Source organism: Alsobacter ponti, from assembly GCF_024294805.1.
Lineage (GTDB): Bacteria > Pseudomonadota > Alphaproteobacteria > Rhizobiales > Beijerinckiaceae > Alsobacter > Alsobacter ponti.
The window spans coordinates 26,666-53,338 of the sequence record NZ_JANCLU010000026.1 but is presented as its reverse complement, the minus strand read 5'-3'; the positions used below and the strand labels follow the sequence as shown (position 1 = coordinate 53,338).

At 68.5% G+C, this 26,673-nt stretch carries 24 protein-coding genes and 1 tRNA gene; 13 read left to right on the top strand and 12 right to left on the bottom strand.

Going from position 1 to position 26,673, the window contains the following annotated elements; all coding sequences use genetic code 11:
- Nucleotides 1-674: septal ring lytic transglycosylase RlpA family protein (locus NK718_RS19760; RefSeq protein WP_254745902.1), on the bottom strand; the 674-nt coding region annotated here is incomplete at its 3' end.
- Nucleotides 675-1,191: 517 nt separating this feature from the next.
- Between NK718_RS19760 and NK718_RS19755 the strand changes: the two genes are divergently transcribed.
- Together NK718_RS19755 and NK718_RS19750 are read left to right on the top strand one after the other, a co-directional pair.
- A tRNA-Ser gene (locus tag NK718_RS19755) sits at nt 1,192-1,281 on the top strand.
- 165 nt (nt 1,282-1,446) lie between these two features.
- Nucleotides 1,447-2,751: an AAA family ATPase gene (locus NK718_RS19750; protein WP_254745900.1), complete on the top strand. Its 1,305-nt coding sequence runs from the start codon at nt 1,447-1,449 to the stop codon at nt 2,749-2,751.
- A gap of 117 nt (nt 2,752-2,868) precedes the next feature.
- On the opposite strand, the gene NK718_RS19745 is transcribed toward NK718_RS19750, so the two are convergent.
- The 3 genes from NK718_RS19745 to NK718_RS19735 form a co-directional block, all read right to left on the bottom strand.
- A complete protein-coding gene (locus NK718_RS19745; protein WP_254745898.1) occupies nt 2,869-3,225 on the bottom strand; it encodes a type II toxin-antitoxin system PemK/MazF family toxin in 357 nt (118 codons plus the stop codon).
- The gene (locus NK718_RS19740) at nt 3,222-3,446 is read right to left on the bottom strand and encodes an antitoxin MazE family protein (protein WP_254745896.1); all 225 of its coding nucleotides are present in this window, start codon (nt 3,444-3,446) and stop codon (nt 3,222-3,224) included. Before NK718_RS19740 ends, NK718_RS19745 begins: the two co-directional genes overlap by 4 nt.
- A 341-nt stretch (nt 3,447-3,787) precedes the next feature.
- Complete coding sequence (locus NK718_RS19735) at nt 3,788-4,579, bottom strand: bestrophin-like domain (RefSeq protein WP_254745894.1); 792 nt, start codon at nt 4,577-4,579, stop codon at nt 3,788-3,790.
- A 278-nt stretch (nt 4,580-4,857) separates the two neighbouring features.
- On the opposite strand from NK718_RS19735, the gene NK718_RS19730 reads away from it, so the two are divergent.
- Nucleotides 4,858-5,592, top strand: coding sequence for a GntR family transcriptional regulator (locus tag NK718_RS19730; protein ID WP_256515730.1), 735 nt, complete (start codon nt 4,858-4,860; stop codon nt 5,590-5,592).
- Between the two features lie 9 nt (nt 5,593-5,601).
- On the opposite strand, the gene NK718_RS19725 is transcribed toward NK718_RS19730, so the two are convergent.
- The gene (locus tag NK718_RS19725) at nt 5,602-6,789 is read right to left on the bottom strand and encodes an amidohydrolase family protein (RefSeq protein ID WP_254745890.1); all 1,188 of its coding nucleotides are present in this window, start codon (nt 6,787-6,789) and stop codon (nt 5,602-5,604) included.
- 283 nt (nt 6,790-7,072) lie between these two features.
- Between NK718_RS19725 and NK718_RS19720 the strand changes: the two genes are divergently transcribed.
- Genes NK718_RS19720 through NK718_RS19695 form a run of 6 tightly spaced genes read left to right on the top strand, consistent with a single transcriptional unit; the run spans nt 7,073 to nt 14,447 of the window.
- Nucleotides 7,073-8,650, top strand: a complete 1,578-nt coding sequence (locus NK718_RS19720; protein ID WP_254745888.1) for an ABC transporter substrate-binding protein — start codon at nt 7,073-7,075, stop codon at nt 8,648-8,650.
- Between the two features lie 48 nt (nt 8,651-8,698).
- A complete protein-coding gene (locus NK718_RS19715; RefSeq protein WP_254745886.1) occupies nt 8,699-9,670 on the top strand; it encodes an ABC transporter permease in 972 nt (323 codons plus the stop codon).
- Nucleotides 9,667-10,593, top strand: a complete 927-nt coding sequence (locus tag NK718_RS19710) for an ABC transporter permease (protein WP_254745885.1) — start codon at nt 9,667-9,669, stop codon at nt 10,591-10,593. The genes NK718_RS19715 and NK718_RS19710 overlap by 4 nt, the downstream gene beginning before the upstream one ends.
- A 5-nt stretch (nt 10,594-10,598) precedes the next feature.
- Complete coding sequence (locus tag NK718_RS19705; protein WP_254745884.1) at nt 10,599-12,335, top strand: dipeptide ABC transporter ATP-binding protein; 1,737 nt, start codon at nt 10,599-10,601, stop codon at nt 12,333-12,335.
- Complete coding sequence (locus NK718_RS19700; protein ID WP_254745883.1) at nt 12,335-13,792, top strand: amidohydrolase family protein; 1,458 nt, start codon at nt 12,335-12,337, stop codon at nt 13,790-13,792. Before NK718_RS19705 ends, NK718_RS19700 begins: the two co-directional genes overlap by 1 nt.
- A gap of 7 nt (nt 13,793-13,799) precedes the next feature.
- The gene (locus tag NK718_RS19695; RefSeq protein ID WP_254745877.1) at nt 13,800-14,447 is read left to right on the top strand and encodes a flavin reductase family protein; all 648 of its coding nucleotides are present in this window, start codon (nt 13,800-13,802) and stop codon (nt 14,445-14,447) included.
- Between the two features lie 19 nt (nt 14,448-14,466).
- On the opposite strand, the gene NK718_RS19690 is transcribed toward NK718_RS19695, so the two are convergent.
- From NK718_RS19690 to NK718_RS19670, 5 genes are all read right to left on the bottom strand, one after another.
- On the bottom strand, nt 14,467-15,435 hold the full coding sequence (locus NK718_RS19690) for a branched-chain amino acid ABC transporter permease (RefSeq protein WP_254745875.1): 969 nt from the start codon (nt 15,433-15,435) through the stop codon (nt 14,467-14,469).
- A 1-nt stretch (nt 15,436) separates the two neighbouring features.
- Nucleotides 15,437-16,324 carry a branched-chain amino acid ABC transporter permease gene (locus NK718_RS19685; RefSeq protein WP_254745873.1) on the bottom strand — a complete coding sequence of 296 codons (888 nt, stop codon included), beginning with the start codon at nt 16,322-16,324 and terminating at the stop codon, nt 15,437-15,439.
- Nucleotides 16,325-16,328: 4 nt separating this feature from the next.
- Nucleotides 16,329-17,036, bottom strand: coding sequence for an ABC transporter ATP-binding protein (locus NK718_RS19680; RefSeq protein WP_254745871.1), 708 nt, complete (start codon nt 17,034-17,036; stop codon nt 16,329-16,331).
- Complete coding sequence (locus NK718_RS19675; protein ID WP_254745869.1) at nt 17,036-17,794, bottom strand: ABC transporter ATP-binding protein; 759 nt, start codon at nt 17,792-17,794, stop codon at nt 17,036-17,038. The genes NK718_RS19680 and NK718_RS19675 overlap by 1 nt, the downstream gene beginning before the upstream one ends.
- Before the next feature lie 78 nt (nt 17,795-17,872).
- Entirely contained in the window at nt 17,873-19,108 is a 1,236-nt protein-coding gene (locus NK718_RS19670) for an ABC transporter substrate-binding protein (RefSeq protein WP_254745867.1), read from the bottom strand.
- A gap of 430 nt (nt 19,109-19,538) precedes the next feature.
- Here NK718_RS19670 and NK718_RS19665 point away from each other — a divergent pair, with 430 nt between their 5' ends.
- Nucleotides 19,539-20,525, top strand: coding sequence for a LysR family transcriptional regulator (locus tag NK718_RS19665; protein ID WP_254745865.1), 987 nt, complete (start codon nt 19,539-19,541; stop codon nt 20,523-20,525).
- Complete coding sequence (locus NK718_RS19660) at nt 20,522-21,307, top strand: SDR family NAD(P)-dependent oxidoreductase (RefSeq protein WP_254745863.1); 786 nt, start codon at nt 20,522-20,524, stop codon at nt 21,305-21,307. Before NK718_RS19665 ends, NK718_RS19660 begins: the two co-directional genes overlap by 4 nt.
- 15 nt (nt 21,308-21,322) lie before the next feature.
- On the opposite strand, the gene NK718_RS19655 is transcribed toward NK718_RS19660, so the two are convergent.
- Entirely contained in the window at nt 21,323-21,745 is a 423-nt protein-coding gene (locus tag NK718_RS19655; protein WP_254745861.1) for a hypothetical protein, read from the bottom strand.
- A gap of 363 nt (nt 21,746-22,108) precedes the next feature.
- On the opposite strand from NK718_RS19655, the gene NK718_RS19650 reads away from it, so the two are divergent.
- Nucleotides 22,109-23,626, top strand: coding sequence for a helicase HerA domain-containing protein (locus tag NK718_RS19650; protein ID WP_254745859.1), 1,518 nt, complete (start codon nt 22,109-22,111; stop codon nt 23,624-23,626).
- A gap of 3 nt (nt 23,627-23,629) precedes the next feature.
- On the opposite strand, the gene NK718_RS19645 is transcribed toward NK718_RS19650, so the two are convergent.
- Nucleotides 23,630-25,174 (bottom strand): OpgD/OpgG family glucan biosynthesis protein, encoded by a 1,545-nt coding sequence (locus tag NK718_RS19645; RefSeq protein WP_254745857.1) that lies wholly within the window; start codon nt 25,172-25,174, stop codon nt 23,630-23,632.
- 182 nt (nt 25,175-25,356) lie between these two features.
- Between NK718_RS19645 and rimO the strand changes: the two genes are divergently transcribed.
- Entirely contained in the window at nt 25,357-26,673 is a 1,317-nt protein-coding gene (gene rimO / locus NK718_RS19640; protein WP_254745855.1) for a 30S ribosomal protein S12 methylthiotransferase RimO, read from the top strand.

Sequence of the window (26,673 nt, the reverse complement as noted above, 5' to 3'; positions counted from 1 at the left end):
CCTTCGAGGGACCGCGCGCTTTGCTGCCCTACAAGATCTCCGTGCGCACCATGATCGGCACCGCCGTCATCGAGGCGCAGCCGCGCCGGCGTGCCGTCGGTGCGCAGCGTGGCGTAGAGCTTCTCGTCGTCGCTGCCCGCCGTCGAGGCGCGGCCGATATAGTCGACCTTCACGCGCGCCGTGCCGATGTTGCGGAAGGCCAGCGCCTCGGCCACGCGCTCGGAGACGTCGACCAGGCGGTTGCCGTGGTACGGGCCGCGATCGTTGACGCGGGCGACGATGGAGCGGCCGTTGCCGATATTGGTGACGCGCACGTAGCTCGGCAGCGGCATGGTCGGGTGCGCCACCGAGATCGACTGGCGGTCGAACACCTCGCCATTGGCGGTCATGCGGCCGTGGAAGGACGGGCCGTACCACGACGCCAGGCCGACGGCGGAATAGTTGGTCACCTCGCGCGGCGTGTAGAGGCGGCCGGCGACGACGTAGGGCTTGCCGATCAGCTCGCGGCCGCCGCCCTTCGGCACGGGGTCGCCGTCGGCGACGACCTTCGGGCTCGCGGAGACGCCGTATTTCGGGTCGATGCCGCCCTTGGACGCGATCTTCTGCGAGGAGCAATTGGCGACGACGAGGCCGGCGGCGACGGCCAGCGCCACGCGCGCGGCCGACGAAGGCAAGGAGTTTCGGGCTTTCTCGGGAGAAGCAAGGAGATCGGGGGATGTCGTGTCACGTGCGGACGTGGACACAGTCCGAGCGAAGCCTTGTTTCGCCTGCATTACGAAGCCCCCAACGCCGCTACACTCCGCGCGACGCGAACGGTTGCGCCATTCAGGCGCACGCGCCGCCTCCATCGCACAGCGATTCATAGCGGCGGCAAGATGAAGGGATTGTTAAAGTCCGTCCATGAACGGCGCAAGGCCCGGTTCCGGCCCGCGCCGTGAATAAGATCCACCGTTGCGCGGCGGCAACGCCCCGCTCTCTGGGGGCGACATCGGCGGGGCGGGGGACCGCCCTCCCCGGTCGCGCGGCGCTGCGACTGAGCTCTGTGATGGGCGGGGCATCCATGATCGCCGAAAGGTGCTGGCGCGCCCACTCCCGAGGCGCGGCCTCGGTCGCGTCAACAGCCGCCGAACCCCCGTTCCTCTTTTCCCCGCCATGCTCTAGAACACGCCGAAGCGCGGGTCCGCCCGCCATGGAAGGGTGGCCGAGTGGTTTAAGGCAGCGGTCTTGAAAACCGCCGTGGGCGCAAGTTCACCGTGGGTTCGAATCCCACCCCTTCCGCCAAGATTTTGGCTACTGTATATTTGCTGCGTTTAGCCGCTTCTGAGATCGATTCAAAATTTCTTCTCGCGTAGAGTCATGTCATTCGCTGAGCAGACGAATACGAATTGATCGCACAATTATATTAATATTAAATTTAGGGACAGTCTGTGTTCGACTGGCGGAATAATGCATCCAACGCTCGTTGAAGTTCAGCATCAACTTGAAAAAGTTATAGGACAGCTCAACGCGTATATCCCAAACGATGAACCGCTTTGCATTACAAAAAATGATTGGAGCGTGCCCGGGCTCACCCGCGCCGAGTTAGTGGAGGAAGCACAGAGCCTTATCGACACTATTACCGAGAAGGGAGGCGATCACGGTGGAGATTGGGAGCCTCGCGTCTCAGACTACATCAGACGTCTCAGGCATCTTCAAGGTAGTACAATCCCTCAGCTTCAGAATAATCCTAATTTAGCTGTCCCAGCGTACATGTTGACGCTTGGCGGGTTGAGAAAGGCAATCGAAACCGCTCTAGATAACCGTGGTCATGCTGACGCTGTTGCGCAGCTTCGCAAGGCACGTGTGCGGCTTCGCGGGATGGAGGCCCGGCTCAATGAACTGGAGCCACGTACCGAGTCACTTGCGACGATGGTTGAGCGTATCGAGCAAGCCTTCCATGCGGCAGATCAGTTGCCTGCGGACCTGGAATCGCTTGAAGAGGCGCGGCAAAAGTTGAGTGAACTGCTCCGGCAAGCAACTCAGGACCACGACCAGATCGCAGATCTTCGCTACGAATCCGAAGGGATCGAAGCGGCCCTGTCAGACACAGAGGTGGAGGCCAAGGCCGTTCTCCAAAAATGTGAAACCGCGTACTCAGCTGCGACGAGCAAGGGGCTTGCGGCAGCATTCGCCGAGCGCTCCTCCACTCTAGCCAAATCGATGTGGTTCTGGGTCAGCGGGCTGGCCGGGGCCCTCGTTGCCGGCAGCATATACGGATCTAGTCGGATCACCACCATGGTGGAATTGTTCAAGGATCCCAACCCGCCCATTTCGGTCGTCATCCCAAACCTTATGCTTTCGGTCTTGTCGGTTGGCGCTCCGATCTGGTTCGCGTGGCTGTCTACGAAGCAAATTGGGCAGCGTTTCAAGCTTTCAGAGGACTACGCTTTCAAGGCCTCTGTGGCGCGTGCATATGAAGGCTTTCGCCGCGAGGCGGCTCGTATTGACAAGGAGCTTGAGACCAAGCTGCTCGCTTCCGCGCTCACTCGTCTGGACGAACTCCCGCTAAGGTTGGTCGAAACGGAAACCCACGGCAGCCCGTGGCATGAACTATTTCAGTCGGACCTCGTGAGGCAGGCGCTTAAGACGGGCCCAGCGTTTGCAGCCGAAGTACGGAGCGTGGCGGAGAAATTCGTAGCTCGGAATTCCCTTGCCAGGAATAGGCAAACTGCAGCGACCGGGGCCGGAGAAGAGAAGACTACAGAAGGGTGACTGCCGCCGGTCACGAGGTGTCGCTCTGAAGGCGCTCAAATCCCACCCTACCAAGGTAGGGCGTGCGAGTTCGGCTGGGAGAACCCGCTCGGCCAACCCGCCGCACCCACCCACCCGTCACCCGCTCCTCCGCCCCGTTCGCGGCGACACCGCCAGGCCGAGGAAGACCATCATCGCCTGATTGAGCCGCACCATGTCCTCGTCGTCGAGCCGGCCGACACGGTTGCCCAACTTCGACTTCGGAACGGTGGTGATCTTGTCCACCATCAAGCGGCAGGCGGCGCGCAGGCCGTTGCGGTCGTTCGGCTCCACGGCCAGGCGGAACAGCGGCGCGTCGGCAGCGTCGGTCGTGAACGCGCAGATGGTGACCGAATCCGTCCCGTCGAAAGCGTCGTCCTGCACGATGACGACGGGGCGCGGCTTGCCCGCGTCGTCCTTGCCGCCGGAGACGGTCCAGACTTCGCCGCGTTTCACGCCTCGTCCCAGTCCGCCGCCGCGTCGATGAACCCCTGATCCTCGGCCGCGTGGCGGCTGGCCGCGACCTTGAGCGACTGGCGATGGGCCCCGGCCCTGAACGAGGCGGCCCGCACGTCCGGCACCCAAATCTGGATGGGACGCAGGCCCTGGGCGCGCAGACGCGCGCGATGCTCCCCGACCTTCAGGCGCGTCGGCTTGGGGGTGGATGCGGCGGCCATGGCGGACTCCGAAAGCGGTTACATGTAACTAACATGTAGCCGCTTTCGATCCCAGCATTTTCGCGGCGGTCGGAGACGGGCGCTTGGGCGTGCGATGGCGCGGGCCTCCGGCCCGCCCGTCCCCGGCCCGGTGCAGCGATAGCGGAACCGGAGCCGGGGCCCAGCGCAATATGTCACGCGTCAGCGCGGCTCTTTGGAAAGCACTCATGAAGCGCCGCTTCGCGGCAACATCCATGCGCTGGCTCCCGGATTCCCCTTCGCTTTCGCTCCGGGGCTCCGGGAACGGGCGGACTGGCGTCCGCCTCAGGCCCTCCGCGACTTATCGCCGAGCCGCCCGCCCCTCAGCCCCCCGCCTTCTCCGGCAGCGCCCGCGCGATGGGATGGGGCGAGACGCTCGATTCGCCTCGGAACGGTTCGTCCATGACGAGGATGAACGCCATGACGAGGCCGATGGCGGCCATGTGGAGGCCGATGAGGGAGGCGCTGGCGACGTTCAGGCGGTGGCGGCCGTTCAGCACCATCGCGCCGATCAGGAACAGGCCGATCAGCCACCAGAAGCTCTTGGGGACGGACCGCGTCGCGCTCTCGAGGCGGCTCTGCCGCTGTTCGTCGAGCTGGCCGAGCAGCGCATGCAGCGCGGCGGCGATGTCGGCGCGCTCCGCCGCGATGGCGCGCACGCCGACGATCAGCGCCGTGATGGTGCGCGACGCCTCGGCCGAGAGAGCCGGTTCGGCCTGGCTCAGGGCCGGCCAGTCGTGGTCCACCACCTGCGTCGCGTAGGCGCGAAGCCGCCCGCGCTCGGCGTCCGCCGCGCGGCCGCCGATCAACTCCAGCTCGCGATCGAGGCGCGCCAGCGTCGAGGCCTCGCGCAGGACAGCGTCGGACGCCTTGCCCATGTTGACCCGCACGTCCGAGAGCACGAGGGCGAGGACGAACACGGCGAACGCCAGCAGGCTGCCGTGGACGATCTCGGAGAGCTTGACGTGCTCCTCCAGCTTGTCGCCGTGCGGCACGAAAATGAAGCGGCGCGACAGCCCGGCCACGACGAGCCCGATCGCCGCCGCCAGCGCGGCGCCGATCAGCAAGATCAGGTCGTCGGGCAGATGGCCGACGCTGTCCAGGAACCAGTCCATCATCGCAAGCCCAGACCGCCTCGGCCCCATCGCCACCGCCGCACCGATACTGACCGAAGTCTTCGCCGCGGGATGAAAGCAAGTATCGGGCGGGGCGGCAACGGCAAAGCCTCAGGTCGACGCGGAATAATTCCGAAAGCCGACGGACGGACTCTGTCCCGGCCGAGCATGCATCCACCCGCCGCGCCCCGCCGCCTCCCCTCCCCGTCGAAAATTCCGTTGCGCCGGGCTCGGCCTCGGCTAGTCATGAAGGCAGGCGCAACGGGGCTGACGGACGCATGAGCTCGACGAGAGAACGACGGGGGGGCCGCCAGAACGGGTCGGACGCGGAGTCCGCCGTGTCGCGGTCGACCGCGGTCTACCGCACGCTCAAGCGCGCCATCATCGAACAGGCGCTCGCGCCGGGCGCCAAGCTGCCCGAGGACTCCATCGGCGAGCGCCTCGGCGTCAGCCGCACGCTGGTGCGCGAGGCGCTGCTGCGCCTCGACAGCGAAGGCCTGGTGGAGCTGCGCCCCAACCGGGGCGCCTGCGTCGCGCAGCCGAGCCTGGAGGACGGCAAGGGCATCTTTGCCGTCCGCGAGGCTCTGGAGCGGCTGGTGGTGCAGGAGCTCGCCGGCAAGCTCACGCCCGAGCAGCGCCGGCGCATCGAGGCCCACGTGGCCGAGGAGGAGAAGGCCGCCGGCCGGGACACGGCGACCTCGATCCGCCTCGCCGGCGAGTTCCACACTTTGCTCGCCGAGATGACCGCCAACGCCCTGCTGGCGCGCTACGTCAACGAGGTGGTGTCGCGCTGCTCGCTGATCCTGGCGCTCTACGGCCGGCCGCATTCGGCGGAGTGCGGCGTGTCCGAGCATCGCGAGGTTCTGGCGGCGCTGCTCGCCGGCGACCCGGCGCGCGCCGGCGACCTGATGACCAGCCATCTGCACGCCATCACCCACCGGGCGCTGCTGCCCGGCGGCGAGCAGGACATCCGCGACGTCCTCAGCGCCTACGCCAAGGCGGAAGGTCTCTGACCTCGCGCCTCAGGGCGCGGCGATGCCGATGGTCTCCCCGTCGCGCGCCACCACGCGCCCGGCCTTGACGACGACGCGGCGCGGCGGGGGCGCGGCCACGGCTTCCGCTGCCGTCTCGGCGTCGACGAGAACGAGGTCGGCGACGCAGCCCTCCGCCAGCCCGTAGCCGGCGAGCCCGAGGGCGCGCGCGCCCTGGACGGTGCATACGTCGAGCGCCAGTTCCAGGTCCTCGTCGCGCGTGAAGCCGTTGCGCTGGCCGATCATGGTGGCGCGCTGCAGCATGTCGCCGCGGCCGTAGGGCTCCCACGTGCCGCGCGGCCCGTCCGATCCGCCGCACACCACCACGCCGGCCTCGCGCAGACGCTTCACGGCCGGCGCCGGCCGGCCGGGCGGACCCGCCGTCATCACCGCCACCCCGGCGTCCGCGAGGCTGGCGGCGAGCGTATCGAGCGTCGCGGCCTCGAGCATGCCCAGGCAATAGGCGTGGTCGACCATGACGCGCCCCTGCATCCCCAACGCGCGCGTGCGCTCCACGATCAGCTCGAGGCAGAACGCCCCCAGCTCGCCGGGCTCGTGCAGGTGCAGGTCAATGGGCTTGCCGTGGCTCTGCGCCATCGCGAACACCGCATCGAGATGGGCGACGGGGTCGCGGTCGATGGAGGCGGGGTCGATGCCCCCGACGATGTCGGCCCCCAGGCGCAGCGCCTCCTCCATCAGCTCTTGCGTGCCCGGGCGGATCAGCATGCCGCTCTGCGGGAACGCGACGATCTGGATGTCGACCCATCCGGCCAGCTTCTCGCGGGTCTCCAGCACGCCGGCCACGTTGGCGACCCCGATCTCGGTGTCGACGTCGACATGGGTGCGGATGGCGGTGACGCCGAGCGCCAGCGTGGCGACGGCCTGCCGCATCGACTGGCGGGCCGGATCGATGCCGAGCCGCTTCTTCTCGCGCCTGTCGGTCTCGATGCGGTCGATGCGGCGCGGCCCGATCTCGTTGCGGTACCACTTCATCCCGAAGAGGTTCTTGTCGAGATGGGTGTGGGCCTCGACGAGGCCGGGCAGCATGAGAAGCCCCTGCCCGTCGATGATGTCGGCCTCGGGCGAGGCGGTCGCGGCGAAGCGCCCGTCGACGATCGCCACGTCGGTCGCGGGCCCGCCGAGGGGGCGGACGTTGCGCAGCAGCACGGCTCGACTCATGCGGATCTCCTGGCTGTCGCGCCGCTCGGGCGGCTGCGGGATGGTCCGAGTGACGTTAATTTGGATCTCGATTGCATACAATCTGTTCTTGCGGAAGCCGCGAAGAAGGACCAGTCTCAGGCGATCAGCGCGCCCGCTTCCGTCTATTTTCGATCCTGACCACGCGTTCAGGATCAATTTCGACAACTGGAGCGCGGCTGATTGGAAAATTCGCGAAAATAATTGTATGCGATTCACAGTTCGGATTGTATACTCATTTCGTGACACCTGGAGGGGTACACCGATGAAGCGCACTTTTGCCGCCGCCGCCGCAGTCGCAGTCGCGGCTCTGGCCCTGATGGCGGCCCAGCCGTCCGCCGCCCAAACGCTCCGCTGGTCCGCACCCGGCGACGCGGTCTCGTTCGATCCCAACGCCCAGCTCGACAGCTTCACCCAGAACGTGCTGTCGATGGTCTACGACACGCTCGTCCGGCGCGACCGCAAGCTGCAGATCGAGCCGGGGCTGGCGACCTCGTGGGAGGTCGTCGCGCCCGATCGCTGGCGCTTCAAGCTGCGCCAGGGCGTCAAGTTCCACGGCGGCGAGCCGTTCACCGCCGACGACGTGGTGACCACGGTGGCGCGCACCATCGACCCCGGCTCGCGCAACAAGGGCAATCTCGCCACCGTCGTGCGCGCCGAGAAGGTGGACGACTACACGGTCGACCTGGTGCTCAGCGGCCCCTACCCGCTCCTGCTCAACGACCTCACCGGCATCTTCGTGATGAGCAAGACGTGGCTGCAGGCGCACGATGCCATCAAGCCCGGCAACACCTCGACCGGCGTGACCACGTTCGCCTCCAACAAGGCCAACGGCACCGGTCCGTTCAAGCTTGAGAGCTACGAGCCCGACAGCCGCACCGTCATGACCGTCAACGAGGGCTGGTGGGACAAGCCGGAGCACAATCTAAAGCGGATCGAGTTCCGCCCCATCAAGTCCGACGCGACGCGCGTCGCCGCGCTGCTCTCGGGCGAGATCGACATGATCTCCGCCGTGCCGCTGCAGGACATCCCCCGCATCTCCTCGACGAACGGCGTCAAGGTGGTCGAGGACCCGTCGCTGCGCCTCATCTTCCTCGGCTTCGACTGGAAGCCCAGCCTGCACGCCGCGCCGAACGAGAAGAACCCCTTCCTCGACGTGCGCGTGCGTCAGGCGCTGTGGCACGCCATCGACCTCGACCAGATCCAGAAGCGCATCATGCGCGGCAAGTCGCGCAACGTCGGCACCATGGTCGCCCCGCCGGTGCCCGGCTACGTGGCCGAGCTCGACAAGCCGCTCCCCTACGACCCGGCGCTCGCCAAGAAGCTGCTGGCCGACGCAGGCTACCCGAACGGCTTCAAGACCGGCCTCGGCTGCACCAATGACCGCTACATCGCGGACGAGCAGATCTGCCTGGCCATCGCCTCCATGTGGACGCGCGTCGGCGTGCAGGTCGACCTGAAGACCGAGAGCAAGGCCACCTACTTCCCGCGCCAGGATCGCGGCGAGCTGGACAGCTGGATGCTCGGCTGGGCGACGCTGCCGCCCATGGACGGCTTCAGCGTGCTCTCCGCCATCTTCGCCTCGCGCGAGGGCGGCTATGGCGGCTCGAACCCCGGCGGCATGTCGATCAAGGCGATGGACGACCTCGCCCGCAAGGCGGCGGTCGAACTCGACGAGACCAAGCGCCGCGCCATGCTGGCCGAGAGCTTCAAGATCGCCAAGGACCAGGCGCTCTTCATCCCTCTCCACCAGCAGCCGCTGGCCTGGGCGATGAAGACGAACGTCGAAATGCCCCAGTTCGCGGACGAATACGTCCGGCCCTGGTTCGCCAAGGTGAACTGACCGCGCGCCAATTTCGAGGGGCGCTTGGGCGCCGCAGGAGACCCGATCATGCTGTCAGCCATCGCGTCCCGACTATCCCAGGCGCTCCTCGTCATGCTCGCGGTGACGGCCATCGCCTTCGTGATGTTCCGCTACGTCGGCGACCCCGTCGCCATGATGAGCCGCGAGGACGCCACGCCGGCCGAGAAAGCGGAGCTTCGCCGCAGCCTCGGCCTCGACAGGCCGGTGCTCGTCCAGTACGGCGACTTCGTGGGCCGCGTGGCGAGAGGCCAGCTCGGCGTCAGCTTCCGCAACCAGCGCCCTGTGGTGGAGCTGATGGCGGAACGGCTGCCGGCCACGCTGGAGCTCGTGCTGGTGGCGACGCTGCTGTCGCTCTCGGTCGGCGTACCCCTCGGCGTGTTCTGCGCATTGAAGCCGGACAGCGCGGCGGCGCGCGCCATCCAGACCCTGTCGCTGGTCGGCATTTCGATGCCGACCTTCGTGACCGGCATCGGGCTGATCCTGCTCTTCGCCGTGGTGCTGCGCTGGCTGCCCTCCTTCGGGCGCGGCGACGTGGTGTCCATCGGCGGCTGGACGACCGGCTTCCTGTCGCGCAGCGGCTGGGCCTCGCTGATCCTGCCGGGCGTCACGCTGGCGCTCTACCAGCTCACGCTGATCATGCGGCTCGTCCGCGCCGAGATGATCGACGTGATGTCGTCCGACTACATCCGCTTCGCCAAGGCGCGCGGGCTGCCGCCCCGCTACATCCACTTCCGCCTGGCGCTGCGCAACGCGCTGATGCCCGTCATCACCGTCACCGGATTGCAGATCGGCTCGCTGATCGCCTTCGCCATCGTCACCGAGACGGTGTTCCAGTGGCCGGGCATGGGGCTTCTGTTCATCCAGGCGGTCAGTTTCGCCGACGTGCCCGTGATGGCCGCCTACCTGCTCTTCGTCGGCGCACTCTTCGTCCTCATCAACATGGCGGTCGACGTGATCTACACGGTCGTCGATCCCCGGCTTCGCACGAGGCGCGCATGAGCACCCCGATCTCGACCGCCGCCCCCGCCCCTTCCCGCCGCAAGCGCGGCCCGCGCGTGCCGCCTTCCGTCCTCGTCGGCGCGGCGCTGGTCGCGGTGATCGGCGCGGCCGCCGCGTTCGCGCCCTTCGTGGCGCCGACCAACCCGCTCGACGTCGGCACGTTCGACCTGATGAACGCCGAGCTGCCGCCGGCCTTCATGGCCGAGGGCGACGCGCATTTCCTGCTCGGCACCGACAATCAGGGCCGCGACCTGCTATCGGCCATGCTCTACGGCGCGCGCGTCTCCATCGCCATCGGCGGCGGCGCGGTGCTGGTGGCCGCCTCGGTGGGCATCGTGCTCGGCCTGCTTGCCGGCTATTTCGGCGGCTGGGTGGACGCGCTGATCATGCGCGTCGGCGACGTCATCCTGAGCCTGCCGACCATCCTCCTCGCGCTGCTCGTCAGCGGGGTCGCGCGCGCCGTCTTCCCCGAGGCGGGAACCGCGCAGTGGGCGCCGGTGATCCTGATCGGCGCCATCGCCATCCACGAATGGGTGCAGTACGCCCGCACCGTGCGCGCGGCGACCATGGTGGAGACGCGAAAGGACTATGTGCGCGCCGCCCGCGTCATCGGCCTGCCGTCGGCGCGGATCATGGCCAGGCACATCCTGCCCAACGTGCTGAGCCCGGTGATCGTGATCGCCACGATCAACCTCGCGGCGGCGGTGCTGACCGAGGCGACCTTGTCCTTCCTCGGCGTCGGGATGCCGCCGACCTACCCCTCCCTCGGCACGCTGATCCGCATCGGCAACGAGTTCGTCTTCTCCGGCATCTGGTGGATCGCGGTGTTCCCCGCGGCGCTGCTGGTCGTGCTCGTGCTGGGCGTCAACATCGTCGGCGACTGGCTGCGCGACTGGTTCAACCCCAGGCGACAGGCGAGGTGAGCGACATGGCCAACACAGGCAAGGTCACGGCGATGACCGTTCCCTCTCTCGACATTCGCGGCCTCGCGGTGAACTACGAGCTGGCCGACGGGACCGTCAGCGCGGCGGTGTCGGACATCGATCTCACCATCATGCCCGGGCAGATCCACGCGCTGGTGGGCGAGTCCGGCGCGGGCAAGACGACCATCGGCAACGCGCTGATGGGCCTCCTGCAGGAGCCCGGACGCATCGCCGAGGGCGTCATCCGCATCGGCGGCAAGCCGGTCGACACGCGCACTGGCCGCGCCGAGGGCATCGTGCCCGGCAAGGACGTCGGGGCCATTTTCCAGGACCCGATGACGAGCCTGAACCCGCTCTTCACGGTGGAAAGCCAGCTCTGCGAGACGATGCGGTTTCACCTCGGCCTGAGCAAGCGCCAGGCGCGCGAACGCGCGCTGTCGCTGCTGAACGCCGTCGGAATCCCCGAGCCCGAGCGCCGGCTGAAGAGCTATCCGCACCAGTTGTCCGGCGGCCAGCGGCAGCGCGTCGTCATCGCCGCCGCCCTTTGCTGCGACCCCAGGCTGATCGTCGCCGACGAGCCGACCACGGCCCTCGACGTCTCCGTCCAGGCGCAGATCCTCAAGCTCATCCGCGGCCTGGCGGACGAGCGCGGCGTCGGCGTGCTCCTCGTCACCCACAACATGGGCGTGGTCGCCGAAGTGGCCGACCATGTCTCGATCATGCTCAAGGGCCGCATCGTCGAGAGCGGGCCGGTGGACCGGGTGCTGGGCGCGCCCGAGCATCCCTACGCCAGGGCGCTGATCGGCGCGGTGCCGCGCATCGACGTGAAGCTCGACCGCCTGCTCGCCCCCTCCGAGGAGAACCCGAGCGCCGCCGCGGCGCGCCGCAAGGTGCGCGGCGCGGCGGGCGACGAGGGCGGCGGCGCGGCGCTCGACGTCGAGGATTTGCGCGTCGAATACGGCGGCGTGCCTTTCCTGCCCGGCGGCAAGTCCAAGGCCTTCCGCGCCGTCGACGGCGTGTCGTTCTCGGTGAAGCCGGGCGAGATTTTCGGCCTGGTCGGCGAATCCGGCTGCGGCAAGACGACCGTCGCCAACGCCATCGCGGGGCTGGTGACGCCGACCTCGGGCGGCGTCCGCCTGTCGGGCGAGGACCTCGCTTCGCGCCGGCGCTCGGGAGCGCGCAAGGCGCTCCAGATGGTGTTCCAGGACCCGTATTCGGCGCTCAATCCGCGCCTGCGCATCCGCTCGGCGCTGGCCGAGCCGATCCTGTTCTACAAGCTGGCGGCGACGAGCGCCGAAGCCGCCGAGGACGCCGCCGTGCTTCTGGAGGCGGTCGGCCTCGACCGGTCGGCCGGGGACCGCTACCCGCACGCCTTCTCGGGCGGGCAGCGGCAGCGCATCGCCATCGCGCGAGCGCTGGGGCCGCGCCCGCGTTTCCTCGTGTGCGACGAGCCGACCTCCTCCCTCGACGTCTCGGTGCAGGCGCAGATCCTCAACCTCCTCAAGGATCTGCGCGACGTGACGGGGATGTCGATGTTGTTCATCAGCCACGACCTCGCTGTCGTGCGGCAGATGTGCGACCGCATCGCGGTGATGAAGGGGGGACGGATTGTCGAGCTCGCCACCTCCGAAGGCCTGTTCGCCGACCCGCAGCACCCCTACACGCGCGAGCTGCTGTCGTTCGCGCCGAGCCTGGACAAGATCGCCCGGCCGCCCGCGCCGGCGAACGGAGCTTCCCTCTGATGGCCGATATTCTCATCACCGGCGGCGTGCTCATCCCCGTCGATCCGCAACGGCGCATCCTGCAGGACGGCGCGGTGGCGATCGCCGGCGACCGCATCCTCGCGGTCGGCCCGACCGCGGAGGTGGTCGCGGCGCACGACGCGCCGACCCGCATCGACGCGCGCGGCAAGGCGGTCCTGCCGGGCCTGATCGACGGCCACGCCCATGCGGGCCACGGGCTCATCAAGACGATGGGCGGCGGCCGCTCCGACCTCTGGTACAAGGCGTGCGAGAGCGCCTACACGGTCGGCTCCACGCCCGAGTTCTGGCACGCCGAGGCCCAGCTGGCGGCGCTCGAGCGCCTGCGCTTCGGGGTGACGACAGGCGTCTCGCTGCTCGGCGGCGGCGACAGCGTGATGCGCACCGACGATCCCGCCTACGGCAACGCCCATTGCGGCGGGGTGGAGGCGGTCGGGACGCGGTCCGTCGTCGCCATCGGGCCGACGCGCCCGCCGCACCCGCGTACCTACGCGGACTGGAGCGGCGGAGAAAGGCGCGACAAGGCGGTCGACTACGACCGACAGATGCAGACCTGCGAGAGCCTGATCGCCCGCTGGCACGGTTCCTACGGCGGTCGGCTGCATATGGCGCTGCTGACGCCAACCCTGCGGCCCGAGCACCGCGAGTCCATGCCAGCCGCCGAGCTGCGGGAGGCGGAGCGCCAGGCGCGCGAGGTCCATGCGCTGGCGGTGGCGCGCGGCCTCGTCTTCACGCAGGATGGCCACGGGCGCGGCAGCGTGAAGATGGCGCATGAGCTGGGCATTCTGGGCCCCGAGACGCTGCTGTCGCACGCGACCGACCTGACCGACGAGGAGATCGGGCTGTGCGCCGAGACCGGCGCGCGCATCGCCCACAATCCCAGCGCCGTCGCCTCCATCCTCGGCCGCTGCCCGGTGCCGGAACTGCTCGAAGCCGGCGTGCTGGTGTGCCTCGGCTCCGACGCGACCGCGCCGGACCGGTCCGCCGACATGTTCAGGCACATGCAGCAGTGCATGCACTACCACCGCACCCACTTCCGCGACCCGAGCTGGCTTCCGCCCGGCAAGGTGCTGGAGATGTGCACCATCGACGCGGCGCGCGCGCTCGGGCTCGACTCGGAGATCGGGTCGCTCGAACCCGGCAAGAAGGCTGACGTGATCCTCGTCGACCTGCGCCGGCCGCACCTCTACCCGGCCAACATGCCGGAATTCCGGGTCACCTATTTCGCCAACGGCAACGACGTCCACACCGTCCTCGTCGACGGCCGCGTCGTGCTGGCCGACCGCCGCGCCATCACGGTCGATGAGGACGCCATCCTCGACGCCGCGCAGCGCAGCACGGAGGAGATGGTCGACCGGCTCGGCCTGCGCGACCTGCTGCGCACCCCCGCCACGTTCTGGAACCACGTCCGCGCGACCGATCAGGTTCGCGAGCACTGAGGCCCGCATGTCCAAGGTCACGGAGTTCGATTTCGCCGCCCTGACGGGACGCGAACGCTACAAGCTGCTGATCGGCGCGGTCGTGCCGCGCCCCATCGCGTGGGTCACGACCGTCGACACGCAGGGGCGCGTCAACGCCGCGCCTTTCAGCTTCTTCAACTGCCTCTCGGCGGACCCCGCCATCCTGGCGCTGGGCGTGGAATACCGCCCCAGCGGCGACAACAAGGACACCGGCCGCAACATCCGCGACACCCAGGCCTTTACGGTCAACATCGTGTCGGGCGATCTTCTCGACGCGATGAACGTCTGCGCGGTGCCGTTCGACCAAGGCGTCGACGAGCTGGCGCTGGCGGGGCTCACCGCGCGGCCGGGCGTCAAGGTGCCCTGCCCGTCCATCCTCGAATCCCCGGCCGCGTTCGAGTGCCGGCATCACATCACGCTGTCGATCGGCAATTCGCGCGAGATCATCCTCGGCGAGGTCGTCTACGCGCACCTGCATTCCAACGTCGTCAACGAGCGCCTCCACGTCGACCCGCGCGAGCTGGACGCGCTGGGGCGCATGGGCGGGCACGGCTATGTGTCGACGCGCGACACCTTCGACCTGCCGACCATGACGGTGGCCGACTGGCGCGCCCGACAGCTCGTGGAGAGCTGAGGCGGCTCCCGCATCCGGCCTACCGCCGGGCCAGCCAGTGCTCGATCTCGCCGACGATGCCGCGGCGGAACAGCAGCACGCAGGCGACGAAGATCCCGCCGATCAGCACCGTGACGGGGACATCCAGCGTCGCCAGATAGTTCTCCAGGGTAATGACGATCACAGCGCCAACCACCGGGCCGAGAATGGTGCCGATGCCGCCGAGCAGCGTGATCAGGATCACCTCGCCCGACATCTGCCACGTGATGTCGGTGAGCGAGGCGAGCTGGAAGACGAGCGACTTGGCGCCGCCCGCGGCCGCCGCCACGGCGGCGGAGATGACGAAGGCGATCAGCTTGTAGCGGGCGACGTCGTAGCCCAGCGAAATGGCGCGCGCCTCGTTGTCGCGGATCGCCTTGAGGATCTGCCCGAACGGCGAGTGGACGATGCGCCAAAGGGCGAACATGCCGAACACGAAAATCGCCAGCACGAAGCCGTACATCGGCAGCGGCTCGTTGAGGTCGATGAACCCGAACAGGTGGCCGCGCGGGATGCCCTGGATGCCGTCCTCGCCGCCGGTGAACGGAGCCTGCACGGCGATGAAGAACACCATCTGCGACAGCGCCAGGGTGATCATCGAGAAATAGATGCCCTTGCGCTTGATCGCCAAGAAGCCGACGGCGAGGCCGAGCACGCCTCCGCCCAGCCCACCCAGCACCACCGCGACGAGCGGGTCGAGATGCCAGACCTTGGCCGCATGGGCGGCGATATAGGCACCGGTTCCGAAGAACGCGGCGTGGCCGAACGACAGCAAGCCGACGAAGCCGATGAGCAGGTTGAAGGCCGCCGCGAACAGGGCGAAGCACAGCACCTTCATCACGAACACGGGATAGAACAGGAACGGCGCGGCCAGCAGCAGCGCCAGCACGCCAAGCGCGGTCAGCAACTCCCCTGAACGACCCGAGGCGATTTTCGCCGGAGCGGCGGGGGCGGAGGTGGTCGTCGTCATCTCAGTCTCCCCGCCCGAACAGGCCCGCCGGCCGGACCAGAAGCACCACCGCCATCACCACGAAGATCACGATGGCGGAGGCCGGCGGATAGAACACCTTGGTCAGCCCCTCGAGCACGCCGAGGAGGTATCCGGTGACGATGGCGCCCAGGATGGACCCCATGCCGCCGACCACCACCACGGCGAACACCACGATGATGAGGTTGGAGCCCATCAGGGGGCTCACCTGGTAGATTGGCGCGGCCAGCACGCCGGCGAAGCCCGCCAGCGCCACGCCGCCGGCATAGGTGAGCGTGATCAGCAGCGGCACGTTGATGCCGAACGCCTTCACCAGCGCGGGATTCTCGGTGGCGGCGCGCAGATAGGCGCCGAGCCGCGTCCGCTCGATGACGTACCACGTCGCGAAGCAGACGATCACCGAGGCGATCACCACCCAGCCGCGATAGATCGGCAGGAACATGAAGCCCAGATTGACGCCGCCGGTGAGCTGCGGCGGCGGCGCGTAGGGCTGTCCGGACGAGCCGTACCAGTAGCGGAACAGGCCCTCGATCACCAGCGTCAGCCCGAAGGTGAGCAGCAGGCCGTAGAGGGGATCGAGCCCGGAGATGCGCCGCAGCGCCAGCCGTTCGATGACGATGCCGAACAGCCCGACGACGATGGGCACGACGACGAGCGCGGCCCAGTAGTTCAGGCCGAAATATTGCAGCCCCAGCCAGGCGGTGAACGCGCCCAGCATGTACAGCGCGCCGTGGGCGAAGTTGATGACGTTCAAGAGGCCGAAGATGACCGCGAGACCGAGCGACAGCAGCGCGTAGAACGAGCCGTTGATGAGGCCGATCAGGATCTGCCCGTAGAGCGCGGCGGCCGGCACGCCGAAGATGGTGGTCATGCGATCAGACCCCGAGATAGGCGTGGAGGACTTCGGACTTGGCGGAGAGTTCGTCGGCGCGGAAGCCGTCGATCACCTTGCCGTCCTCCATCACGTAGAACCGATCGGCGAGCTTCGCCGCGAAACGGAAGTTCTGCTCGACGAGCAGGATGGTGTAGCCGAGCGACTTCAAGGTGCGGATGACCTCGCCGATGCGCTGGACGATGACGGGCGCGAGGCCCTCCGTGGGCTCGTCGAGCAGCAGCACCCGCGCGCCGGTGCGCAGGATGCGCGCGATGGCCAGCATCTGCTGCTCGCCGCCCGACAGCTTGGTGCCCGGGCTCTTGCGGCGCTCCAGCAGGTTGGGGAACAGCCGGTAGATGTCCTCGACCGACATGCCGCCGTCGGCGACATGCGGGGGCAGCAGCAGGTTCTCCTCGACGTTGAGGCTGGCGAAGATGCCGCGCTCCTCCGGCACGTAGCCGAGGCCGGCGCGCGCCACCCTGTGGGCAGCCAGCGCCATGAGGTCCCGGTCCCCGAGCCGAATGACGCCCTTGCGCTTGCGCAGGATGCCGACGATGGCGCGCAGCGTCGTCGTCTTTCCCGCGCCGTTGCGGCCGATGAGCGTCACCGTCTCGCCCTCGCCCACCGACAGCGTGACGCCATGCAGCACGTGGCTCTCGCCATACCAGGCCTCGAGGTCCCGGACCTCCAGCAAGGGTCGCGCGGCCATCAGGCTTCCTCCATGCCCATGTAGGCCTCGCGCACGCGCGGGTCGGCCGAGACGTGCTCGTAGGAGCCCTCGGCGATCACCTCGCCGCGCTGCAGCACGCTGATCGTGTCGCACAGGTGCGACACCACCGAGAGATTATGCTCCACCATCAGCACGGTCCGGCCCTGGGCGGCGGCGCGGATGAGGTCGACCACGCGGTCGATCTCCTCGTGGCCCATGCCGGCCATCGGTTCGTCGAGCAGCAGCATGACGGGGTCGAGCGCGAGCGTGGTCGCGATTTCGAGCGCCCGCTTGCGCCCGTAGCTGAGGTCCACGGCGTGGGCGTGGAGATAGGGTTCGAGATTGACCGCGGCGACCAGCTCCCTGGCGCGGTCGTCGAGCTGGCCGAGAATGCGGTCGGAGCGCCAAAACTGCGTGGCCAGCCCGGCCTTGCGCTGCAGCGCGACGCGCACGTTCTCGAGCACCGTCAAATGCGGGAATGTCGCCGAAATCTGGAAGGAGCGCACCAGGCCCCGCCGCGCCACGGCGGCCGGCTGCTCGGCCGTCACGTCGACGCCATCGAACACGATGGCGCCGCGCGTCGGCGTGAGAAACTTGGTGAGAAGGTTGAAGACGGTCGTCTTGCCCGCCCCGTTGGGTCCGATCAGCGCATGGATCGACCCTCGTCGCACCGACAGATTGACGTTGTTCACGGCGACGAAGCCGAGAAACTCCTTCGTCAGTCCGCGCGCCTCGAGAATGGCGTCAGGGGGAGACATTCATGCGATCCTGTCTGGCCTGCGATCGGGTCCGGAGGGACCGGCGCGACCCGGGAGGCCCGGGCCGCGCCGCTTGTCTCACTTGATCGGGCAGCCGCTCTCGGCGAGCGAGAAGAAGGCCTTGTCGCCCGGGATCGTGGCCAGGAGCTTGTAGTAGTCCCAGGGCTTCTTGCTGTCCTCGGGCTTCTTCACCTCGAACAGGTACATGTCGTGCACCATGCGGCCGTTGGCGAGCACCTTGCCGCCGCGGCCGAACACGTCGTCGACCGGCAGCTCCTTCAGCTTGGCGGCGACCTTCTCGGTGTCCTTGCTGCCCGCCGCCTTGACCGCCTTGAGGTAGGAGAGAACGGCCGAATAGGTGCCGGCGTGGATCATGCTCGGCATACGCTGCGTGCGCTTGAAGAAGCGCTCGCCGAACTCGCGCGACTTGTCGTCGAGGTCCCAGTAGTAGCCTTCGGTCAGCACGAGGCCCTGCGACGCCTTCAGGCCGAGGCCATGCACTTCGGCCAGCGTCATCAGCAGGCCCGCCAGCTTCTGGCCGCCGGCGGTGATGCCGAACTCGGAGGCCTGCTTGACGGAGTTGGTGGTGTCGAGGCCGGCATTGGCGAGGCCGACCACCTTGGCCTGCGAGGCCTGCGCCTGGAGCAGGAAGGATGAAAAGTCGTTGTTGTTGAGCGGGTGGCGGACGGAGCCGAGCACCTTGCCGCCCTCCTCCTTCACCAGCTTGGTGGTGTCCTCCTCGAGCTGGTAGCCGAAGGCGTAGTCGGCGGTGAGGAAGAACCAAGTGTTGCCGCCGGCCTTCGTCAGCGCGCCGCCGGTGCCCACCGCGAGCGCGCGGGTGTCGAACGCCCAGTGGAAGCCGTAAGGCTGGCACGCGTCGCCGGTCAGGCGGGAGGTCGCCGCGCCGACCACGATGTCGATCTTCTTCTTCTCCTTGGACAGCTCGTGGACCGCCAGCGCCACCGACGAGGTGGTCAGCTCGGTGATCATGTCGACGCCGTCGACGTCGTACCACTGCCGCGCGATGTTGGACCCGATATCGGGCTTGTTCTGGTGGTCGGCCGAGACGATCTCGATCTTCTGGCCGAGCACGCTGCCCCCGAAGTCCTCGACCGCCATGCGAGCGGCCTCGACGGACCACTTGCCGCCGTAGTCGGCGTAGACACCCGACTGGTCGTTCAGCACGCCGATCTTGACGCCGTCCGCGGCCAGCGCCTGCGAGGCGCCCAGGGCGAGCGCGGCGACGGCGGTCGTGCGCGCCAGCCAGGCGGTCAGTCGGGCCGAGACGGCCGGATTCCGGGTGTCTTTCCTCATGTCGTTTCCTCCAGTGGCGATCCTGCGCCGGCGCGTGTCGTTCGCAGTGCGGCACGACGGGCGGCGCTTGGTGATCAACATAGGCAGGCGAAAGACGACGGCAACGGCCGAGTTGAGCCGGTTCGGCGTGTTTCTAGGGCGGATCCTCGCGCCTTTGGACTAAAGTAGCACGGTTCGGGGCGAGTTTTCGCACGTGCGAAGCAGGCCACAGGCTCCCGGGCGGGGTCTTGAGCGGCCAAGCTCGCGCCGTCGGTCGGCGGAGCAACCGCCCAGCCCCGAGTCGGGCTGAATGCGGCGTCTCGCCGCGTCGCGGCCCGCCGAAGGCGTCCGCCCCGAACATTCGTTTGCAAAACCGCCAGACGCGCGACACCATGTCGACGCGACATGCTCGGCATCGCTGAGATGCCAGCGCGGCATGGGAGAGGCCGGCTTGGAGCTGCGGGAACTGCGCTATTTCGTCCAGGTCGCGGAGCTGAAGAGTTTCTCGAAAGCCTCGGTGCACCTTCGCATCGCCCAGCCGGCGCTCAGCCGGCAGGTGCGCAAGCTCGAGGAGGAGCTGGGGGTCGAGCTGTTCGTCCGCGCCGGGCGCGGGCTTCACCTCACGCACGCCGGCATGCTGCTGCGCGACCACGCCCAGGCGTTGTTGCGGCAGGTGACGCAGGCCGCCGACGACGTGCGCGCCCACGCTGGAGAAGTCACGGGATCGATCACCATCGGCGTGCCGCCTTCGGCGGGCGAAGTGCTGATCCCCACCGTCGTTCGCCGCAGCCTCCAGCTCCACCCGGGGCTGCGCATCAACATCGTCTCCGCCTTCAGCGGCGATCTCTACGAGAAGCTCCTGAACCAGGAACTCGACCTGTGCCTGCTCCATAACCCCGCGCCGCACCGCAACCTCGACATCCAGGAACTGCTGGTCGACCATATGTATCTGATCGGGCCGGGGCCCGGCTTCCCCGCCGTCCCGCCGGTCACGAAGGCCATGGCCGGCAACATCGACGGCCTTCCCCTGATCATGCCGTCCCGCGTCCACAACTCGCGTGTGGTGCTGGAGAGCAGCGTGCAGGAGCGGGGCGGCGGGCTGAACATCAAGCATCAGGTCGACGGGCTGCTGCTGATCAAGTCGATGGTGCGCGAAGGCCTCGGCTACACGGTTTTGACTTACGGGTCCGTCTACATGGAGGTCGAGGCGGGCGTGATGACGGCGGAGCCTTTGACGCCGGAAGTGACCTGGACCTTGTGCATGGCCCACAATCACGAGCAGCGCATGCGTGGGCCCGTTCAGGCGTTGATGGAGATCATCCGCGACGAGATCCAGACGCTGGTGGACCAGCACAAATGGCGCGGAACGCCGAAATACGTGCCGAGGCCGCAGGCCGAGACAGAGCCGCGGCGGAAAGTCAGGGTCGGGAAGAGATGACCGAGTTCACCGGCAAGAGCGCTTTCGTCACGGGCACGACGGGGATTGGCCGAGCGGCGGCGCTGCGTCTCGCCCGCGCCGGCGCGTCGGTCGTCGCCCTCGGCATCGACGACGACGCCAACCGCGCCCTCGCCGAGCAGGCCGGGCGGGAGGGTTGCGCGGTCGTCGCGCTGCGGGCGGATGTCAGCCAGCCCGCCGCTGTTGAAGCGGCGGTGGCTGAGGCGGTCCGCCGTCACGGCGGTCTCGACATCATCGTCAACGCCGCCGCCATCCATCCCTATGGCGACGCGGTGGAGACCGACCCGGACACCTGGGTCCGCTGCATGGCCGTGAATGTCGGCGGCATCTATCACACCGCGCATTTCGGCGTACCGCATATGCGAGCGCGCGGCGGCGGGGCGATCGTCAACATCGCCAGCGTGCAGGGCCACGCCTGCCAGAAGCGGGTCGCCGCCTACGCGACGTCCAAGGGGGCGATCCACACGCTGACCCGCGCCATGGCCCTCGACTTCGCCGCCGACAACATCCGCGTCAACTCGATCTCGCCGGGCTCCGTGCGCACGCCGATGCTGGCGCTGGCCGCCCGCACCTTCGACGGCCCCGACGCCGATGTCTCCGCGGCCTTCGCGCGGTTCGGGGCGGCGCATCCCCTGGGCCGGATCGGCGAGCCCGAGGAGGTGGCCGAGATGGTCGCGTTCCTCGTGTCCGACAGGGCGGCGTTCAGCACAGGGGCCGACTTCCTGGTCGACGGTGGCCTCATGGCCGGCATCGGAGTCGCCTGACCCCGCCGGCCGCCGTCACTGCCCGGCGACGCGGACGCGCCGGCGACCGGATCCGGCTCCGCCCCAGGCGAACACGCGGTCCCCGGTGTCGGCATGCAGCAGGCCATTGCGATAGGCCCCCACCCCGCGCACCTGCGACATGCCACGCAGCGCCGCCGCCGCCTGGCGGGGCGTCGTGGCCTTCGGGCGGAAATCGACGGCCTTGCCGCGATAGTGAGCGGAATGGCGCGCGTGCCTCCCGCCGCAGGTCGAGGTGATCTCGATCGCGCCAATGCGCGCCACGATGTCCTCGACCATCTTGCGGGTCTCGTCGCTCAGGCACGACACGCCTTTGACCTGCGGCTGGAAGCAAACCTGTCCCGCGCATCCGGGCCCGTCGGCGAGAGCCGGCGACGACCCGGCGAACGGCGTCGACACGGACAGCATCGCAACAGCCACGGCCAAGTATCGCATGAACAAACGTCTCCATTCGTGAATTTCAATGTGGCTGTTATTGCAATATTGTTCCTTTTGCAAATCGTCTAGTTGTACATACCTTTCTCGTTCCGACAAGAATCTGATTTCTCTTGCTAACAAGCCAGTGCTTGGCCGTGGTAATATACAGTTCGAGGCTGTCGATATTGTTCTTTGTTGATCGACCGCGTCGCGGAAACTGTACGTCATCGAACCGACACGCGGCGAAGCAGATCCGTGCTGGCATGCCGCCGGCGCCGATTGGCTGTGGAAGGCTGGCGGCTGCATGCGGCCATCGCCGAGGGGTTGTGCTACCCAAGCCCTCCGCTGCGTTTCGATGCGAGTCGCATGAAAATCACGATCGACATGGGCCTCGCGGCAGGGGGCGCGCCGGCTCTCATGGACCTCGAGGAGCTGCTGGCCACCCGCCTGCTCGTCCAGGGCAATTCCGGTTCCGGCAAGTCGCACCTGCTGCGGCGCATGCTCGAGCAGAGCGCGCCCTACGTGCAGCAGGCCATCGTCGATCCCGAGGGGGATTTCGTCACGCTGGCCGACCGGTTCGGTCACCTCGTGGTCGACGCCCAGCGGTCGGAGGCCGATCTGCAGCGCATCGCCTCGCGCGTGCGGCAACACCGCGTCTCCGTCGTGCTGAACCTCGAGGGCCTCGACGCCGAGGGGCAGATGCGCTGCGCGGCCGCCTTTCTCGGCGGGCTCTTCGACGCCGACCGGGACTACTGGTACCCGATGCTGGTCGTCGTCGACGAGGCGCAGGTCTTCGCGCCGTCCGCCGCCGGCGACGTGTCGGACGAAGCCCGCAAGCTCTCCCTCGGGGCGATGACCAACCTGATGTGCCGCGGGCGCAAGCGCGGGCTGGCCGGCGTCGTCGCCACGCAGCGACTCGCCAAGCTCGCGAAGAACGTCGCGGCTGAGGCCTCCAACTTCCTGATGGGCCGGACCTTCCTCGACATCGACATGGCGCGCGCCGCCGACCTGCTCGGCATGGACCGGCGCCAGTCGGAGATGTTCCGCGACCTGGAGCGCGGCCATTTCGTCGCGCTGGGACCGGCCTTGTCGAGACGGCCGCTGCCGATGCGCATCGGCGCGGTGCAGACCGCCGAGCGCTCCGGCTCGCCGAAGCTCGTGCCGATGGCGCCGCAGACGCTTGAGAACGTCCAGGACCTGATTTTCCAACCCGCCCCGCAGGACGAACCTCCCGCGCCCCGCCCTCGTCCTCCCCGGCCGCCGGCGACGGCCGACATCCTGGCGCAGCTCGCCCAGCCCCGGCAGCCCGCAGCGCCGGCCGAGACGACGCCGGAGATGCCGAAAGAGGAGCGCGAGGCGGCGATGGCCGCGATCCTGCGCGACATCCTCGCCGACGAGGACGCCGCATTTCACCCCGTCGCGATCCTCTACCAGGATTTCCTCGTCCGCTGCCGCATCCAGCGGCTCGGCGGCGATGCGCCCGACCTGCCCGCCTTCCGCCGCCGCCTCGCGGTCGCCAAGGCCGATGCCTCGTTCGAGGCGGAGAAGGGCGAGGAGTGGCGGCGCGCGGTCGAGTTCTCCGCCGGCCTGCCGGAGGATCTCCAGAGCGTCTTCCTGCTGGTGGCGCGGGCGGCGCTGGAAAACGCCCCCTGCCCTGGCGACGCCGAGGTGGCGCGCACCATCGGCAGCCGCTCGCCGGCGCGGGCGCGACGCATCATGGCCTACATGGAGGAAAAGGGGTTCGTGATCCTGCGCACGGACTTCCGCGGCAACCGCATCGCCGCGCTCCCCGACCTCGGCTGGGAAACCGCGCCCCAGGACGGGCGCGTCACCGCCCCGGCGACGCCGGCCGCGCCGGAGCGCGACCTTTTCGCGGCGGGCTGAGCGTCAAGGCGCCCAGGGGAACGTCCAGGTTTCCGTCAGCGCGCGGTCTCCGGCGCGCAGGAAGGCGCGGATGTCGGCCGTCTTCCCCGGCTCCACCGCCACGTCGATTCCGGCGCGGAACCCCTTGGCCTGCTCGTGCGGCACCAGGAACGTCCCAATGATCCGCCCGCCGGTGACGCTCGGCGCGAGTTGCACCTCCTTGGCGGCCGGCAGGTAGTAGGGAAGCTCGCCGCCGGTGAAGTCCACGATGAAGCGGCGCGCGTCGGGCCGCACTGGCGCGTCGCGCACGCCGTGAGCGCGCGGCGCGGTCTGGAAGGTGTGGAACACCTGTCCGCCGCCGTGCAGTTCCGAACCGTCGTTCCGCGCCGAGATGCGATAGGCGACCTTCAGCGGCTGGCCCGGCCGCACGGGCTCGTTGCGCACCCAGAAGGCGCCGATGTTGTCGTAGGTCTCGTCGGGCGCGGGCAGCTCGACCAGCTCCACTCGCCCCTCGCCCCAGTCTCCGATCGTCTCCACGAAGTAGCTGGGGCGCAGGTCGTAGCGCGCCTCCAGGTCCTCGTAATGCTCGAACGCCCGGTCGCGCTGCATCAGGCCGAAACCGCGCGGATTGACGTCGGCGAAGCTGGAAATGCGTGGCGTCGCCGGGTTGCGCAGCGGCCGCCAGAGCCATTCCCCTCCGCCAGTGTGGACGAGCAGGCCGTCGGAGTCGTGCACCTCGGGCCGGAAGTCGTCCTTGAAGCGGCGGTCGTTCTCGCTGACGTAGAACATCGACGTCAGCGGCGCGATTCCCAGCCTGGGCACCTCGCGGCGCGCATAGAGTGTCGCGGTCACCTCCACCGTGGTGAACTCGCCCGGCGTCACGATGAACTGATACGCCCCGGCCAGCGACGGACCGTCCAGTAGCGCCCAGATCATCGCCGACTGGTCGCCGGCCGCCGGTTCTTGCACCCAGAACTCGCGAAACTCCGGAAACTCCTCGTTCGGCTCGCCCGATCCCACCGCGATGCCGCGCGCCGACAATCCGTAGCGCTGGCCCCGGCCGAGGAAGCGGAAATAGCTCGCGCCGAGGAAGACGATCAGCTCGTCCTGGACGTCGGGTCGGTTCAGGGGCGCGTGCAGGCGGAACCCGGCATAGCCGAGATCGCGCGGCAGCGGCGGATTGAACGTGTTGTGGCCGTAGTCGAACAGCGACGCCTCATAGGGCACCGGCTCGGCGACGCCGTCGCGCACGATGTTGAGGCGCACCAGCCGCGTGTAGAGGAAGCCCGGGTGAAACATCTCCATCGTGAACGGGCCGCCCAGCAGCGCCTCGCTCTTGCGGAAGCGAATGTCGCGATAGCCGTCATAGGTGAGGTTGGCGAGCCCCGCCGGAAGCGTGGTCGACGGCGGCTGGTAGGCCGTCGCCGCGCGCTCGGCCGCCCGGGCGACCACGTCGTCGTAGCCGAAGGCCGGCCGGGGCTGCGTCTGCGCCAGCGCCGGCGGCGCGAGGCCGGCCGCGGCGGCGGCCCCGATGAACGCAAGGGCGGATCGGCGGGTGGTCGGCGTCACTCTGGTCTCCTTCCGTTCACGACCGGCAACGTGGCGGGAACGGCGACCGTTCCCTCGCCTCCGGGCGGACACGGACATTGTCCTGAGGCGTCGCGCGCTGTATGGGAGAGCGACTTTCGCCAACGTCGAGCCGACCGCGCGGCCCCCGCCGCGGCGGTCGCCTGCGTGCATCAGAGGCCCGGATGACCCATCAGCCGAAAATCTCCTTCGTGTCGCTCGGCTGCCCCAAGGCGCTCGTCGACAGCGAGCGGATCATCACGACGCTTCGGGCCGAAGGCTACGAGCTGGTGAAGACGCACGAGGGCGCGGACGCGGTCATCGTCAACACCTGCGGCTTTCTCGACAGCGCCAAGGCGGAGTCGCTGGCCGCCATCGGCGAGGCCCTGAACAAGAACGGCAAGGTTATCGTCACCGGCTGCATGGGCGCGGAGCCCGAGCAGATCCGCGCTGTCCACGCCGACGTCCTCGCCATCACCGGCCCGCAAGCCTACGAGAGCGTGGTCTCGGCGGTGCACGCGGTGGCGCCGCCGGCGCACGATCCCTACCTCGACCTGGTTCCGGCGCAGGGCGTGAAGCTGACGCCGCGCCACTACGCCTATCTCAAGATTTCAGAGGGTTGCAACAATCGTTGCACCTTCTGCATCATCCCGAAGCTGCGCGGCGACCTGGTGTCGCGCCCGGCCGCGGAGGTGCTGCGCGAGGCCGAGAAGCTGGTGAAGGCGGGCGTCAAGGAACTGCTCGTCATCTCCCAGGACACCTCGGCCTATGGGGTCGACCTGAAATACGCCGCCAGCAAATGGCAGGACCGCGAGGTGCGCGCCAAGTTCCTCGACCTGTCGCGCGAACTGGGCTCGCTCGGCGCGTGGGTGCGCCTGCACTACGTCTACCCCTACCCCCACGTCGACGAGGTGATCGGCCTCATGGCGGACGGGCTGGTGCTGCCCTATCTCGACATCCCCTTCCAGCACGCCTCCCCGACCGTGCTGAAGGCGATGCGTCGCCCGGCCGCGCAGGACAAGACGCTGGACCGGATCCGCCGCTGGCGCGAGATCTGCCCCGATCTCGGCATCCGCTCGACCTTCATCGTCGGCTTCCCCGGCGAGACGGAGGAGGACTTCGAGCTGATGCTGGACTTCCTCAAGGAAGCCAGGCTGGAACGCGTCGGCTGCTTCAAGTACGAGGCCGTGAAGGGCGCGCCGGCGAACGACCTCGGCCTGCCTCCCGTCCCCGAAGAGGTGAAGCAGACCCGCTGGAACCGCTTCATGGAGGCGCAGCAGGCGATCAGCGCGCGCCGCCTGCAGTCGAGGGTCGGCAAGCGGCTCAAGGTGATCGTCGACGAGCCCGGCCCCACCGTCTCCCGGGGCCGCTCGCAGTGGGACGCGCCGGAGATCGACGGGTCCGTCTATGTCGCGAGCCGCCGCCCGCTGCGCGCCGGCGACATCGTGACCGTGAAGATCGAGCGGGCCGACGCCTACGACCTCCACGGCATCGCCGTCTGA